This window comes from Photorhabdus akhurstii, assembly GCF_018448925.1.
Taxonomy (GTDB): domain Bacteria; phylum Pseudomonadota; class Gammaproteobacteria; order Enterobacterales; family Enterobacteriaceae; genus Photorhabdus; species Photorhabdus akhurstii.
Window position 1 is genome coordinate 43,666 of record NZ_RCWE01000016.1, and the last position, 14,887, is coordinate 58,552.

Annotated in this window: 12 protein-coding genes and 1 tRNA gene; 8 read left to right on the forward strand and 5 right to left on the reverse strand. The window is 38.2% G+C overall.

Going from position 1 to position 14,887, the window contains the following annotated elements:
- Positions 1-10: 10 nt before the first annotated feature.
- Positions 11-568, reverse strand: coding sequence for a DNA-3-methyladenine glycosylase I (locus EAE93_RS16420; RefSeq protein WP_214040117.1), 558 nt, complete (start codon positions 566-568; stop codon positions 11-13).
- A gap of 195 nt (positions 569-763) precedes the next feature.
- Between EAE93_RS16420 and glyQ the strand changes: the two genes are divergently transcribed.
- The 3 genes from glyQ to EAE93_RS16435 all read left to right on the forward strand — a co-directional run bounded on the left by glyQ (position 764) and on the right by EAE93_RS16435 (position 4,034).
- Entirely contained in the window at positions 764-1,678 is a 915-nt protein-coding gene (gene glyQ, locus EAE93_RS16425) for a glycine--tRNA ligase subunit alpha (protein WP_036814305.1), read from the forward strand.
- Positions 1,679-1,687: 9 nt separating this feature from the next.
- Entirely contained in the window at positions 1,688-3,757 is a 2,070-nt protein-coding gene (glyS, locus tag EAE93_RS16430) for a glycine--tRNA ligase subunit beta (RefSeq protein WP_214040118.1), read from the forward strand.
- Positions 3,758-3,957: 200 nt separating this feature from the next.
- Positions 3,958-4,034 (forward strand) — tRNA-Pro (locus EAE93_RS16435).
- Between the two features lie 98 nt (positions 4,035-4,132).
- Here EAE93_RS16435 and EAE93_RS16440 read toward each other — a convergent pair.
- From EAE93_RS16440 to EAE93_RS16455, 4 genes are all read right to left on the reverse strand, one after another.
- Positions 4,133-5,209, reverse strand: a complete 1,077-nt coding sequence (locus EAE93_RS16440; RefSeq protein WP_250151065.1) for a methyltransferase domain-containing protein — start codon at positions 5,207-5,209, stop codon at positions 4,133-4,135.
- A 131-nt stretch (positions 5,210-5,340) separates the two neighbouring features.
- Positions 5,341-5,676, reverse strand: coding sequence for a PadR family transcriptional regulator (locus EAE93_RS16445; RefSeq protein WP_214040119.1), 336 nt, complete (start codon positions 5,674-5,676; stop codon positions 5,341-5,343).
- A gap of 368 nt (positions 5,677-6,044) precedes the next feature.
- On the reverse strand, positions 6,045-7,280 hold the full coding sequence (locus tag EAE93_RS16450; protein ID WP_036814311.1) for a cytochrome P450, cyclodipeptide synthase-associated: 1,236 nt from the start codon (positions 7,278-7,280) through the stop codon (positions 6,045-6,047).
- Between the two features lie 85 nt (positions 7,281-7,365).
- Positions 7,366-8,142: a tRNA-dependent cyclodipeptide synthase gene (locus tag EAE93_RS16455; protein WP_235319518.1), complete on the reverse strand. Its 777-nt coding sequence runs from the start codon at positions 8,140-8,142 to the stop codon at positions 7,366-7,368.
- Between the two features lie 1,027 nt (positions 8,143-9,169).
- Between EAE93_RS16455 and EAE93_RS16460 the strand changes: the two genes are divergently transcribed.
- The 5 genes from EAE93_RS16460 to EAE93_RS16480 all read left to right on the forward strand — a co-directional run bounded on the left by EAE93_RS16460 (position 9,170) and on the right by EAE93_RS16480 (position 14,327).
- Positions 9,170-10,090, forward strand: a complete 921-nt coding sequence (locus EAE93_RS16460; RefSeq protein ID WP_110087118.1) for a DMT family transporter — start codon at positions 9,170-9,172, stop codon at positions 10,088-10,090.
- Between the two features lie 446 nt (positions 10,091-10,536).
- On the forward strand, positions 10,537-11,478 hold the full coding sequence (locus EAE93_RS16465) for a cysteine synthase family protein (RefSeq protein ID WP_046395278.1): 942 nt from the start codon (positions 10,537-10,539) through the stop codon (positions 11,476-11,478).
- A gap of 2 nt (positions 11,479-11,480) precedes the next feature.
- The gene (locus tag EAE93_RS16470; RefSeq protein ID WP_036814321.1) at positions 11,481-12,044 is read left to right on the forward strand and encodes a phosphoribosyltransferase family protein; all 564 of its coding nucleotides are present in this window, start codon (positions 11,481-11,483) and stop codon (positions 12,042-12,044) included.
- A gap of 103 nt (positions 12,045-12,147) precedes the next feature.
- Entirely contained in the window at positions 12,148-13,068 is a 921-nt protein-coding gene (locus EAE93_RS16475; RefSeq protein ID WP_110086671.1) for a DMT family transporter, read from the forward strand.
- 11 nt (positions 13,069-13,079) lie between these two features.
- A complete protein-coding gene (locus EAE93_RS16480; RefSeq protein ID WP_214040120.1) occupies positions 13,080-14,327 on the forward strand; it encodes an ATP-grasp domain-containing protein in 1,248 nt (415 codons plus the stop codon).
- Positions 14,328-14,887: the final 560 nt, after the last annotated feature.

Consider the following 14,887-nt stretch of genomic DNA (forward strand, 5'->3'; position numbering starts at 1 on the left):
TTCACTGAATTTATTTTCTACATAAACAGTTTATTATATGGTCATTGACCAAACCGGTAGCTTGCATGAATGCGTAGCAGGTGGTGCTGCCGATGAATTTGAATCCTCTCTTTTTCAGCGCTTGCGATAACGCCTCTGAAATCTCGGTCTTTACCGGTACCTCTGTAATGGTTTCCCACCGATTAATAATGGGTTTGTTATCAACGAAGCGCCAGATAAAAGCGCTGAATTCTTCTCCTTGTTGCTGCATCTTAAGATAGGCTCGCGCATTGCTGATAATCGCGTTAATTTTGGCGCGGTTACGGACAATCGAGGGATCAAGCATCAGCCGTTCTACATCGTTTTCATCCATGACGGCAATTTTTGCCGGATCAAACTGATGAAAACATTTACGATAACCTTCGCGTTTTTTCAGAATAGTCAACCATGATAGCCCAGATTGTTGTCCTTCCAGACAAATCATTTCAAACAACTTTTGGCTATCTTTTAGCGGCTTTCCCCATTCATTGTCATGGTAAGCCAAATATTCCGGGTCAGAAGTAACCCAATGGCAGCGTGTTAATTCCATAGTTGAGATTTCCAATATGAGTGGTTGATAATTGACAGTACCTTAACTGTATAAATATACAAGTAAAATAACTCGATTAAGATTTTTTTATTTCAAGGTGAAATTAAGAGCGAATTCAGGGCTGTATATCTTAAGGTCAAAGGGTATACTGACCAACTTCCTTTCAAATTCATATGTATCGCGTGCGGATCTAACATGCAAAAGTTTGATACCAAGACCTTTCAGGGGCTGATCCTGACATTACAGGATTATTGGGCGCGCCAGGGCTGTACCATTGTCCAACCACTGGACATGGAAGTCGGTGCGGGTACTTCTCATCCAATAACTTGCTTGCGTGCGCTTGGCCCGGAGCCAATTGCCGCGGCTTATGTGCAACCTTCCCGTCGTCCGACAGATGGCCGTTATGGTGAAAACCCTAACCGTTTACAACATTACTATCAGTTTCAGGTCATTATTAAACCATCCCCGGACAATATTCAGGAGTTATATCTAGGTTCTCTAAAGGAACTAGGATTAGACCCAACAGTTCATGACATCCGTTTTGTTGAAGATAACTGGGAAAACCCAACGTTAGGCGCTTGGGGATTAGGCTGGGAAGTGTGGCTTAACGGGATGGAAGTGACTCAGTTTACTTACTTCCAACAGGTAGGCGGCCTTGAGTGTAAACCTGTCACCGGTGAGATTACCTACGGTCTTGAGCGTCTGGCAATGTATATCCAAGGCGTAGACAGCGTTTATGATCTGGTTTGGTGTGATGGTCCGCTGGGTAAAACTACTTATGGCGATATTTATCACCAAAATGAAGTAGAACAATCCACCTATAACTTTGAGCATGCTGATATCGATTTTCTGTTTACCTGCTTCGAGCAATATGAAAAAGAGGCTCAGGACCTGCTGGCGTTAGAAACGCCGCTACCGTTGCCAGCTTATGAACGTATTCTCAAAGCGGGTCATACATTCAACTTGTTGGATGCCCGTAAAGCTATCTCGGTGACTGAACGTCAGCGTTATATCCTGCGTATCCGCACCCTGACCAAAGCTGTTGCCGAAGCTTATTATGCCTCCCGCGAGGCGCTAGGCTTCCCTATGTGTAACAAGAATCAGAACTAAGAGGCTGTCATGACTCAACAGACTTTCCTGGTGGAAATCGGCACAGAAGAGTTGCCGCCGAAGGCTCTTCGTTCATTGGCTGAATCATTTGCTGCTAATTTTGCGGCAGAGTTGGATAACGCGAATTTGGCGTATGGTGAAGTAAGCTGGTTTGCAACGCCGCGCCGTCTGGCGCTGAAAGTTGCTAATCTGGATGAGGCGCAAGCTGATCGTGAAGTAGAAAAACGCGGTCCGGCGATTGCTCAGGCATTTGATGCTGAGGGTAAACCGACAAAAGCGGCAGAAGGTTGGGCTCGCGGTTGTGGTATCACGGCGGCTCAGGCTGAACGTTTAGTGACAGATAAAGGCGAATGGCTATTGTATCGCGCGCTGGTAAAAGGCCGCCGTGCAACAGAGCTATTGTCGGGTATGGTCAATCACGCTCTGAGTAAGTTGCCCATCCCTAAACTGATGCGTTGGAGCGATAAAGAGACTCAGTTTGTTCGTCCAGTTCATACCGTTACCATGTTGTTTGGTGATGAACTGATTGAAGGCGAAATTCTGGGTATTAAATCCGCGCGTGTCATTCGTGGCCACCGCTTTATGGGTGACTCTGAATTTACGATTGATAATGCAGAACAGTATCCCGCGATTTTGCAGCAACGCGGTAAAGTGATTGCAGATTATACAATCCGTAAGGCGTTCATTAAACAAGATGTAGAACAGGCGGCGATTAAGCTGGGCGGTATTGCTGACATCAGTGACAGCCTGCTGGAAGAAGTCACTTCACTGGTTGAATGGCCGGTTGTGCTGACGGCGAAATTTGAAGAGAAATTCCTTGCTGTGCCGTCAGAAGCGTTGGTTTACACCATGAAAGGTGACCAAAAATACTTCCCGGTTTACGACAATGCCGGCAAGTTGATGGCGAATTTTATTTTTGTTGCCAACATTGAATCTTCTGATCCACAACAAATCATTGACGGTAATGAAAAGGTAGTCCGCCCACGCTTAGCTGACGCTGAATTCTTCTTTAAGACGGATCGTAAACAGCGTCTGGAAGACAATCTACCTCGTCTGGAAACAGTGCTGTTCCAGAAACAGCTTGGTACTTTGCGTGATAAAACCGCTCGTATTCAGGCGTTGGCCGGTTGGATTGCAGAGAAAATCGGCGCTGATGTGAATCATGCTACCCGTGCTGGTTTGCTGTCCAAATGTGACTTGATGACCAACATGGTATTTGAGTTCACCGATACACAAGGTGTGATGGGGATGCATTACGCCCGTCATGACGGTGAAGCAGAGGATGTTGCTCTGGCATTGAATGAACAGTATCAACCGCGTTTTGCCGGAGATGAACTGCCTTCTACCGGCGTTTCTTGTGCGTTAGCGATCGCTGACAAAATGGATACTCTGGCGGGTATTTTTGGTATCGGTCAGCATCCGAAAGGTGATAAAGATCCGTTTGCGTTGCGTCGTGCTGCGTTGGGCGCTCTGCGTATTATCGTTGAGAAAAAACTGCCTCTGGATTTGCAGACATTGACAGAAGAAGCGGTTCGTTTGTATGGCGACAAGCTGACAAATACCAAGGTTACGGATGATGTGGTGGAGTTTATGCTTGGCCGTTTCCGCGCCTGGTATCAGGAGCAGGGCTACAGCATTGATACCATTCAGGCAGTATTAGCACGTCGTCCGACGCAGCCTGCTGATTTCGATGCTCGTGTTAAAGCGGTGACTCACTTCCGTACACTGGATGAAGCCGCAGCGTTAGCCGCAGCGAATAAGCGTGTTTCTAACATTCTGGCGAAATCAGAAGAGACATTGAACGAGAAGGTAGATGTTTCTGCGTTGAAAGCGCCGGAAGAGGTGAAACTGGCAACACATCTGGTGGCTTTGCAGGATAAGCTGGCACCTTTATTTGCTCAAGGATGCTATCAGGAAGCGCTGATTGAGTTGGCATCTTTGCGTGAAGCTGTCGATGTTTTCTTTGTCAATGTGATGGTGATGGATGAAGACTTACAGGTGCGAGTAAATCGCTTAACCCTGTTAAGTGAATTGCGTGACCTGTTCCTGAGAGTTGCTGATATTTCGTTACTGCAATAATGACCTGAAATAATCGGTTTCGGCGGTAGTGAAAACAGTCGCCGGAACCGTAGTTTTTCCTCTACAGATAAAATTTTTTATAAAAACTGTGTGAAAGTGCGGCATAGCGACGTTCACGCTGTTTTTATCAGCAACTAACCCATGATTATCAAAAAGGTATTGACGGCCTGTAGCGAGCGCAGTAAGATTCGGCTCGTTTTCGGCGAGTAGCGCAGCTTGGTAGCGCAACTGGTTTGGGACCAGTGGGTCGGAGGTTCGAATCCTCTCTCGCCGACCAATTTAGAGTTTGGGGCTGTCAAATAAGCCGCAGGCTTGAAGAAATAGAGAAGCCTTACAGTGATTGCTGTAAGGCTTTTTGTCATCTGGCTGTTTACTCTAACAGCCACAGCCGTTTGGTGCATAAGCTTGCATAACTTTGCTATCAGCATCAAAATGCTTCGGCCTTCCACCGTTGAAAAGGCCATAATGTTTTTTCCCATCACCAATTAAATCAAAAAGTGTATGGTAACGACTTTTGCTGATCATATCGGCAGTATTCCGGCATACTGGGACCGCTCTACCTGTTTCAAAAATATGTTCTCGATCAAGCACAAACTGATCCGGGGCATCCGATAAATTGCCTTTGTAAATGGCAACTTGACCATAATCCTCACAACGGTCTTCCAAATCTAATTTTAACAGCCTCAGCGTCATTGAATACAGTTTTGCACCGCCCAGTTTTGCTTCGATCTCCTTATTATTTATGGATTTCAAACTGCTATTAACGACACGAACATCATTAAAACCGGCTGCTTTTGCCAGCCGTATGAAATCTTCAAAATACAATGCATCACCAATACACTCACAAACAACTTGTTGGTCATTTTTCAGTGATTGGTCCAGCCTTCTATCCAAAAAAATGTCAGAAAAATAGATTTCACCACCCGATTTAAGTAAACGGGCCATACCAGCCAACACACTTGCTTTAGATACAGATAGATTGATGACACAGTTTGAGACGATAACGTCGATACTTTCAGGTGGTAAATTAAGTTGTTCTAGCGACTCGATATAGCCTTGCTGAAAATGCACATTGGTGGATGAATAGTTAAAGATTTGACGATGATAATCCACAAAACGCTGGGCAAATTCGATTTGTTCTGCCGTTGCGTCAATACCAATAACTTTACCCTCAGTACCTACGAGGTGAGACAGAATAAAACAATCACGCCCACTCCCACATCCCAAGTCTAATACTGTTGTTCCTTCTAACAAGGGAGGAAAAGGCGTACCACAACCATAAAAACGGCTCTGTACATCAGGATGGATAAGTTTAAGAATTTCTCTGATTCTGTCTGAAGTGGTGTTGTCCACCGCGCATACATTTATAGCAAGATCCTCTCTACTAGATAGGGTTTTGCCATAATAGTGTTGTATGTCTTCGATTCGCTGTTTAATCGATTGTTCGTTCATATCTATTTCCTTCAAATTAAATCATTAATAGGCCGATATTACGTTTCGGTAATTTGGCGCCAGATTTACAATGGGTTCTCATATTCCTGATCAATGCATAGATGATCAATGTATAAAATCAAAAAAAATCGTCATTGCTGACGATTGATATGTGCGGCGACTTCCATCCAAGCTTCTACCGCGACAGTAAAAGCTTTACGTCCTTTATCTGTTAATGTGTATACTTTGCGTCCACGACCTGCAACGGTTTCGTTGTGTACCGTGACATATCCACCCTGCTCAAACTCACGCAGTACCGGATAAATCGTACCTTCAGTAGGTGAACAACACCCTTGGGTAGAATGTTCAACCTCACGGGCAATTTCGTAACCGTGCATAGGCCGTTGTTGTAAGACACTGAGAATGAAAAACTTGGATAAGCTCATCTTAATGATGCCATTCCAGTACATTCTATCAGTGTAGTCCACTGTGGTTCGTCCAACAGTGTTAAGTGTTTTCTTCGACTTGTTCATAACGGCATAGTATACATTGAGCATCGAGGTGTCAATGTATCAGGTAATCTGTTTAATTATTGACTGTATTCATCATCATGAGTCACCTCTTTTCGATAATAAAATGTAGGTATCTCCTGGCTGGTTTCAAGGGATGCCTACTTCCGGCATCCCTTTGATCAGTATTTCAGATGGATCTTCTGAACTATTTCACACAAGTCTGATATTTTTCCAGAATTGCCACATACTTACCATTATGTCGCTGTCCCATATAGGTGATAGTGTTCCTTGTTACACCACAGTATGAACTTTATGTTCTTATTCCATCGTTCCCATAGTCATTTTCAGATCAGGCTACCATGTTTTGGAATGGAAGATATTTTTGGATCAAAACTCAAAAGGAGTTTAGAAGGTCCTCGTGTATACACACCTGTTTCTTGATAATGATAGTTATCAGCAAAACGTAAATTGTGCAGGCGATCCAAAATAATATTGGATGAGACTTCCAACTGACTGAGTGAAAACGCAGCCGCAGCACAGGCATGAGTACCTGCTCCAAAAGCTAAATGTCTTTTTCGATTTGCTTTCTGTTGAGAAGTTGTATTTTTTCTTCGATATAGATCAAATTCATTTGGTTTGTGAAAAACCGATGGATCGCGATTAGCTGCGCCAATCATACAAAATATTACAGCGCCTTTAGGTATATCGATACCAGAAATAGTGACGTCTTCACTCGCTTCTCTTGGAATTAGTTGTACAGGTGATGTCAGACGTAAAGTTTCTTCAAATGCATCTCGAACCAGACTGCGATCTTTGAGCACTGCATCAAGCATACTGGGATTAGATATTAAGTGATTAAGCATCATTGCTAATATCTTGTCAGCAGGTTCTATCGCAGCTAATAGAATGTTTAAACACAGTGCTGTAATTTCACTCATGGACATCCCTGTATCTTGACAGAATATAGATATAATGTCCCCGCTAGGATTACGCCGTCTCTGATCTATTATAGGGTTTAGTAAGCGAATTAATTTCTGACTACATTCAAGACTGTGCATTTTTTCTGGTTCTGTTTGGTCAAACTGGGTAATAAAACTGGCGATACCCTTGTGCCATTCAGCTATATCACGATAGTTATCACTTGGCAGTCCGAGAATACCTAATGTTACTAATACGGCATAGTCGCGGCCAAAGTCATTAACAATATCTATATTTCCTTTTTCCATATAAGGTTGTAAGAGATCTTCAGTAATCTTTCGAATCATGGGTTCGTAGTAGCGATTAAAATAATCTTTTGAAAGTCCTTGCATTATGAGTTTTCGTTTACACGCATGCTCTTCACCTTCCATTTGAGCAAGAACGCGATCCCCCATAACCGGTTCGGCAAGTGCAGTTAATGGCTTAGTATTGAAAATTGAGGATTTTAAAATAGCGTCAACATCCTCATATTTGCCAATAAAATAGCTGTTTTGGGATTGTTCAAAATAAACTAAATCTTGTTTATGCAAGATGTCGTAAAAATCATAAGGATTTTTTATGAATGTTGGTTCGTGAATACTAAAAGAACTTAATTTAGCCATTATTGCGCTTCCTTTCTAAAGATATTTGGTACTAAGAGCTTATTAACTTTAAATACAATTACTATTTCATCAGACTGTTTGGATTTTATAATTGAGTAACGATTCCGTAACTTTGTTTATCTCCTACTTGTATAGGATAACTACCGTTAAACAACCCTTTTCCGATTGGCCAAGGACGATGATAAAGTAACGTAGAATATTTTACCCCAAGTAATCGAGGGGTATCGAGGTAGAAGGGAATTTCAGCGAAAATATATGGTAACGCTTTATATACTAATTGTAGGTCAATTAGACCAAAGTATTGCCCGGTACCTTTTAGTCGCCCTTTTATGGCTTGAAAGGACATATCAATACAAATTTTTTTAAAAGATTCTGATTCATTAAACGCGTTTTCAACTTGTGTTTTAAGAGATTGATAGTCATGGTTTAGTGCGAAGTCACTAAATTGAATGACTCTGATTTGCTTACTTTTTAGCATTGCTATGGACATCGCATAATCAAGGTTACATAAATGACGTCTAATTTCTCGTTGTGTTTTCTTGATTGCCTTAGCATTCTCAGTTCCACCAGCGACTAAAAGGCGTGAAGCTTCACGTTCACAAGGTAACAATATGTCGACTTGCTGGAAGTAATGACTTGACCACTGAATAAGGTCCACTACATAGTCCTTTGAAAAACGCGAGTTAAAGGGGCTTATCCCTATTAGCGCGTGGTCGCCTTTTTGAATAATTTGGCCACAACGAGGGGTTTCACCTTGGACAATAAATGATGGTGAATTCTCGTGCAGCAATGTTGAATGGAGTGGTAATATCTGATTGTTCGTTTCTTTTAAGAATTTTTTTTCAGTAGATAACATTTCCATTGACTTTCCATTTTTTTAATGTGATCCCGCATAATCCTGGTATGAATTTTTTAATTTTTATATAGGTTCATTACATCTCCATTAAGATATTTATACAGAAATTTGATCTAACTTAATCTCGTAAAAATGTCAAAAATTATCGAAAGTCAGAGTTAGATAAACCCCATTTCGAATCGATCAACGAATTGATGTTAAATGAGTTTTTACCGATTCAGGTTGCTGTTGAGAAAGTGATACGAAAATCGGGTACAAAAATGCATCGTCATCCTTGGAGACAAGATAGCATTCTCTAATAAGGAGGTTGTTCAGATAACAACACCTAATGCTGTATTTTTAACTTTATGTCAACATGCTTCGCCATATTAGTCATGTGGCGACTTTATCTGAGTATATTGAAAGATATTCTGTTTATATGGCTAGAATAATGGCAAGAAGATATAACTATTTTTCTTTGGTAAATTTATCGGATTTTATTGATAAATTTAAAAATCCATATATAAATTATGCTATTTAACTTGAGTTTTATTTAATCTCTTGTGTCAGTAATCCTGTAGAAAAATTACGTATATACTAATAATATCATAGTAAAAAATAACATTTAATTACTATCCGTGATATTTAATTTATCCATCTGAGAAATATCTCTCATTCATTAAATGACTTGATTGAAAAAACGTAAGAATGGTGTATGAATATTATCTTCTATGAACATCAAATGGAATGTAAATGTGGAATTAAATGATATAGGTAACACAGTTTTACTTGAAATTAATAAGTTTAGAATAAACGGCAATCGAGTATTTTCAAAGTGTGAATATCAAAATTCTATCAGTAGACATAAAGATAGGATATTTTTGCATATCGTTAATACGTTAGGAAAAGAAGTTAAGATACGGCCAAACATGACATTGATTGACTGTTCGACAGGAAATATTGAGACAGGTGAGATTAAATATGAATCCGCAATAACAAAAGGAATCCAATGTCGGAAATTTACTTTTTGGAATAAGAGAATAATAGGTGATATATGTCTTCACATAGTGGTGTAGTATATGGGGTTATTTTTTGCCTTATCAGTGCAGCATTTGATGTGTTTGTTGCGTATTTAACACAATCGATAAACTCAGCTATTGTCATATTCTATTGTTTCACATCATCTACTTTATTATTTATGATGATAAGCATTTTCAAAGGGATTGATCAATTAATTGAAAAGATCCGCAAAAATTTTTTATTGGTGGTGATTATTAATGTCTCAATTTTACTAAATTGGGGAGGATTAATCATTGCGCTACGTTTTCTTGAACCTGCAATAGTGGGTGTCGCTTCAGTAGCTTGCGGCCCTGCGATAACTATCCTTCTCTCATCTTTTATCGATAAAGACGAAGCAAAAACAGAAAAATTGGAAGTTGTCATATCCTGGTTAGTTCTCATTGGGGTAGGTGTGATGCTGGTAAATTCATTTTTGGGAAATAGTGGGTTTTCATCAACTTCAATTCAGGACAGGATTATTGGTATTGTTAGTGTGATATTTGGCGCCATAGGAACAGTATTATACACTATTTTTTCTAAGAAATTATTCAAGGAGAAATGGCAAACGTATGAGATATTGTCTGTTAGAAGTATTTTAATGGTAGTACTTTCATTTTTTTATGTTTCAGTATCCAGTGTTTCTCTTAGTTTAGATATCGATATGATTCTTCCGATGTCGATTCTTGTTATCGTTGGACATTTACTTCCAATCTATCTAGTATTAAAGACAATTAATGCCATTACCCCTCTTCATGTCTCTTTGTTATTTCTGCTAATACCTGTATTTACGATCATTTTTCAATATCTTGATTCACGTATAGCGTTTTCTGTTGAAAGTTTGATTGCAGCTTCGGTTATAGTTTCTTTATTAATCATTCTTGGGGTGAGTAAGATAAAAAAGACAAATAGGGTATAGAATGAAAAAGACTGCTATTGTAGATGATTTTTCTTTTGGTAAGGTTATGGTTAATGATTTTATAGTGTAATTACAAAGATGCCCCTTTTTCTATGAGGCTGCTTTTTGTGCTGATGAAAATAAGTAATTATTTAAAGGAATATGGACATGTTTACTTCTAGAGTAAACATGTTGTTTTTATTATATAAACTTACTCAATTAATCAAGAAAGTCCATATGTAAATTACGTATATACTAATAATATCATAGTAAAAAAATAACAATTAATTATTATTAATGATATTTAATGTATTTATTCTTATCCCTCTATTTTATTAATTTCATGATAAATAAGGCTTAATTTATCCATCTGAGAAATATCTCTCATTCATTAAATGACTTGATTGAAAAAACATAAGAATGGTGTATGAATATTATCTTCTATGAACATCAAATGGAATGTAAATGTGAAATTAAATAACATAGGTAACACGATTTTACTCGAACTTGATAAGTTTAGAATAAACGGTAATCGAGTATTTTCGAAGTGTGAATATCGAAATCCTACTGGCAGCCATAAAGATAGGACATTTTTGCATATCGTTAATACATTAGAAAAAGAAGGTAAGATACGGCCAGGCATGACATTGATCGACTGTTCGACTGGCAATGGCGGGGCGGCACTAGCATGGATAGGAAGAGAGAAAGGGTATAAGGTCAAGATATTTATGCCGGAAGGCATGACAGATGAGCGTAAAGAGCAAATAAGATCTTATGGTGCGGAAATTTATGAGACACCAAAGGAACTGTTTCTGAATGGGGCTGTTTCGGCAGCAAAAGATTGTGCTGAAAGCGGAGATGATGTCTTTTTTCTTGACCAATCAGGTACAACCTTAAATAAGGAAGCTTGGAATATATGTGGAGAGGAGATCGTCAAAGAATTAAAAGAAAATAATCTTATTCCAGATTATTTTATTTGCTCGATAGGTACAGGTGGAACTTTCTCAGGAATTGCCGAAATATTAAAAAGAGAATATAGCAATATAAAAACAATTGGTATTGAAGTAAATAGTTCTGCGCCATTATATGCACTGAGAAACGGCCTTCATTTTGAACATCATAATCATAATTTGATGGGGCTTGGCGCGGGTGTTCTTTCGGTCAATACTGTCCAAGAATTAATTGATGAGGTATATACAGTAGAGGGGGATGATGCATGGAAAAGAATGAAAGAATTTATATTAAGCGATGATCTTGGTATAGGTCCTACCTGTGGTGCTAATTTACTAGTATGTGAGAGGATGCTGCAAAAAGTGCATAATAAAGTATTCATTACGTTATTCTTTGATAGTGCATGGAAATATAAAAGTCGTTGGGATGGTATTTATCCTGAATATAAGGCAGATTGAAAATGTTATTAGAAGATGTTTATGAAAACGCAAGGGTTGTTAATTCGGGGAGAGCACTTACAACAGTTAATGAATTTACAGATCAATTACCTGCATTGAGGCCCCAGGTTTTGATCGAGGTTGCTCATAGAATAATCCAATTAATGGATCTTAAAGTAGATAAAATTGTTACAGAAGAAGATAAAGGCGCTCCACTGGCAACAGCTATCTCCCTCCTTACAGGAATACCATTAGCAATGGCTAGGTGGTATCCCTATTGTTTGGACGAGATGAATAATACTGTTGTACAGATCAGCTCTGAATATTTTGAGGGAAAAATGTATCTCAATGGAATAGAGCCAGGTGATCGCGTCTCTATTATTGATGATACGTTAAGTACTGGAGGGGCAGTGATATCCCTTATAGAAGCGGTACAAAAGAGAGGGGGTGAGATTAAAGATGTTATCTGTGCGGTAGAGAAAATCCAGAATAATGGTAAAAATAAGGTGAAAGATAAAACGGGCATAGAGGTGAAAACGATTATGAAAATTTATCTTGATCATAAAAGTGTTAAGGTTATTGATTAATAACAAATATGAAGACAATAACGATTAAAGATGAATTTGCAATAATAAGAGGGCTCTAATGTCGGAAATTTACTTTTTAGAATAAAAGAACGATAGGTGATATATGTATTCGTATAATGGCGTAGTATATGGGGTTGTTTTTTGCCTCATCAGTGCAGCATTTGATGTGTTTGTTGCGTATCTAACGCAATCGATAAATTCAGCTATTGTTATCTTTTATTGCTTCGTATCATCTACTTTGTTGTTTGTGATGATAAGTATTTGCAAAGGGATTAATCAATTAATCGTGAAGATCCGCAATAACACCTTATTGGTGTTAATTGTTAATGTCTCAATTTTACTAAATTGGGGAGGATTAATCATTGCGCTACGCTTTCTTGAGCCTGCAATAGTAGGTGTTGCTTCAGTGGCTTGCGGCCCTGCAATCACTATCCTCCTCTCATCTTTTATCGATAAAAGCGAGGCAAAAACAGAAAAATTGGAAGTTGTCATATCCTGGTTAGTTCTCATTGGGGTAGGTGTGATGCTGGTAAATTCATTCTTAGGAAATAGTGGATTATCATCAACCTCAATTCAGGACAGGATTATTGGTATTGTTAGTGTGATACTTAGTGCTGTAGGAACAGTATTATACACTATTTTTTCTAAGAAATTATTCAAGGAAAAATGGCAAACATATGAGATATTGTCTGTTAGAAATATTTTAATGGTAGTAATTTCATTTTGTTATATTTCAATATCCGATGTTTCTCTTAGCTTGGATATTGAGATGATTCTTCCGATGTTAATTCTGGTTATAGTCGGACACTTACTTCCAATCTATCTCGTACAGAAAACAATTAATGCCATTACCCCGCTTCATGTCTCTTTGTTATTTTTGTTAATACCTGTATTTACGATTCTTTTTCAATATCTTGACTCACGTATAGCGTTTTCTGTTGAAAGTCTGATCGCAGTTTCGGTTATAGTTTCTTTATTAACTATTCTTGGTGTGAGTAAGATAAAAAAGACAAATAGGGTATAACGAGGTATAAAATGAAAAAGGTTGCTATTGTAGATGGTTTTTCTTCCGGTAAATTTATGGCTAAAGCGTTGTATGAGAAAGGGTGTTATCTCTTGCATATAGCTTCGAAACCGGATTTACATAGTTATTATTATAAAGGATTTGATTATTCAATCTACCAAGAGCGCCATGTTCACGACACGATAGAAGATACAGTCAACTTCCTTAAAAAACAGGAAGTTGAATTTATTATTGCCGGGAGTGAAAGTGGTGTTTCGCTTGCTGATGAGCTTAATAATCATTTTGAATTGAATTATAGAAATGATTTTGCTAAGACATCTGCAAGGCGCAATAAATATGAGATGATTGATACACTGAAAAAATGTGGAATTCCTGCGGCTGAGCAAGGCAGATTTTCAGATTGGCCTGCTGCGGAACAATGGATTAAAGCCTTTAATAATTTTCCTGTGGTACTTAAGCCATTAGAGAGTGCAGGCTCTGATGGTGTTTATATTTGTAAAGATGTGCACTCTGCTAAGGAAGCTTTTCATAAAATACTGGGAAAATCTAATAAACTTAATCTCTGTAATCATCAGGTTTTAATACAAGAATTTCTTAACGGAACTGAATATGTCGTTAATATGGTGTCGCTTAATCGTCACCAATTAATTACCGAAGTAGTAAAATATAAGAAACGCAAACTTGATACTGGTAGTATAATTTATGATATTGATGACATTATCGATTCCTCTTATCCAGAATATAATGTTTTAGTAGAATATACGAGAAAAGTTGTCATTGCTTTAGGTATATTTAATGGCCCCAGTCATGCGGAAGTGATGTTAACACCTGATGGTCCAAAACTTGTTGAAATTGCCGCGAGAATAGACGGAATATTACGACCGACGATAGCAAAATTAACAACAGGTTTAGGACAAATTAGGGCTGCTGCCATGTCTGTTGTTGAACCAGAAAATTTCTATAAGGCTATACAAAGAGAAGCTTATACTCTGATTAATCATTCCTATAATGTATGCTTGATTAATCATCGTCCTGGCGTATTTACGGCTAATGATTTTATGGCAGAACTAAAGAAATTGCCCTCTTTTTGTGAAGCTATTTTTTATGTTGATGAAGGTGATGAAATCGAAATAACTAAAGATGTTTTTAGCCAACCTGGGACAGTTTACTTAGTTCATCATGATAAGAATGTTATCCAGCAAGATTACGAAAAAATTAGGAGAATGGAAGAACTGGGTGGGTATTTGAAACCTATTTAGAATTATATGTCAGATAATAATAATGGTCGCTAACCAGAGAGGCGTTATATTTTCCAGTAAATTTCTGGCTCTGGCGGCTATAAACTATCAATGGATAAGACTAGATTTAGTCGTTTAGATATTATCTAAATTTACCGGTAAACCGTTAATGAAACCCAAGGTGATGGAAAGTAGAAATAGATAAACTAGTAACAGGTTTTTGTATTTATTTATATAACTGATGTTATACTTATTGGATTAACTTTTCAGGTACCGATTTTATTCGGAGCACAGCATTTTATACCAGTTATCATCTTTTCTCGTGAAATAATCGTTTACTAATTAATCAAACAACCACAAATTTTGCGCCCAGGTTAATAGTGATTAGTACTATCGCTATGTGCTTTTTATGGTCTTTTTGTCTATAAAATGTGTTCTTTGTCATATTTTTGTGCTAACTATGTTAATTATTAGTTTCCTTTGTGTTTTCCTGTTGTTTGTGACATCTGTTGAGATCTTATTGACGCAAGAGACAACAGTTGTTTAATTGATAAGCTGAAAATAATAAACAAAACCTAAAC

Excerpts from the sequence above, each read along its gene's own strand:
- EAE93_RS16420 (WP_214040117.1), bottom strand. The coding sequence starts at position 568 with ATGGAATTAACACGCTGCCATTGGGTTACTTCTGACCCGGAATATTTG.
- glyQ (WP_036814305.1), top strand. The coding sequence starts at position 764 with ATGCAAAAGTTTGATACCAAGACCTTTCAGGGGCTGATCCTGACATTA.
- glyS (WP_214040118.1), top strand. The coding sequence starts at position 1,688 with ATGACTCAACAGACTTTCCTGGTGGAAATCGGCACAGAAGAGTTGCCG.
- EAE93_RS16440 (WP_250151065.1), bottom strand. The coding sequence starts at position 5,209 with ATGAACGAACAATCGATTAAACAGCGAATCGAAGACATACAACACTAT.
- EAE93_RS16450 (WP_036814311.1), bottom strand. The coding sequence starts at position 7,280 with ATGGCTAAATTAAGTTCTTTTAGTATTCACGAACCAACATTCATAAAA.
- EAE93_RS16455 (WP_235319518.1), bottom strand. The coding sequence starts at position 8,142 with ATGGAAATGTTATCTACTGAAAAAAAATTCTTAAAAGAAACGAACAAT.
- EAE93_RS16460 (WP_110087118.1), top strand. The coding sequence starts at position 9,170 with ATGTCTTCACATAGTGGTGTAGTATATGGGGTTATTTTTTGCCTTATC.
- EAE93_RS16470 (WP_036814321.1), top strand. The coding sequence starts at position 11,481 with ATGTTATTAGAAGATGTTTATGAAAACGCAAGGGTTGTTAATTCGGGG.
- EAE93_RS16475 (WP_110086671.1), top strand. The coding sequence starts at position 12,148 with ATGTATTCGTATAATGGCGTAGTATATGGGGTTGTTTTTTGCCTCATC.
- EAE93_RS16480 (WP_214040120.1), top strand. The coding sequence starts at position 13,080 with ATGAAAAAGGTTGCTATTGTAGATGGTTTTTCTTCCGGTAAATTTATG.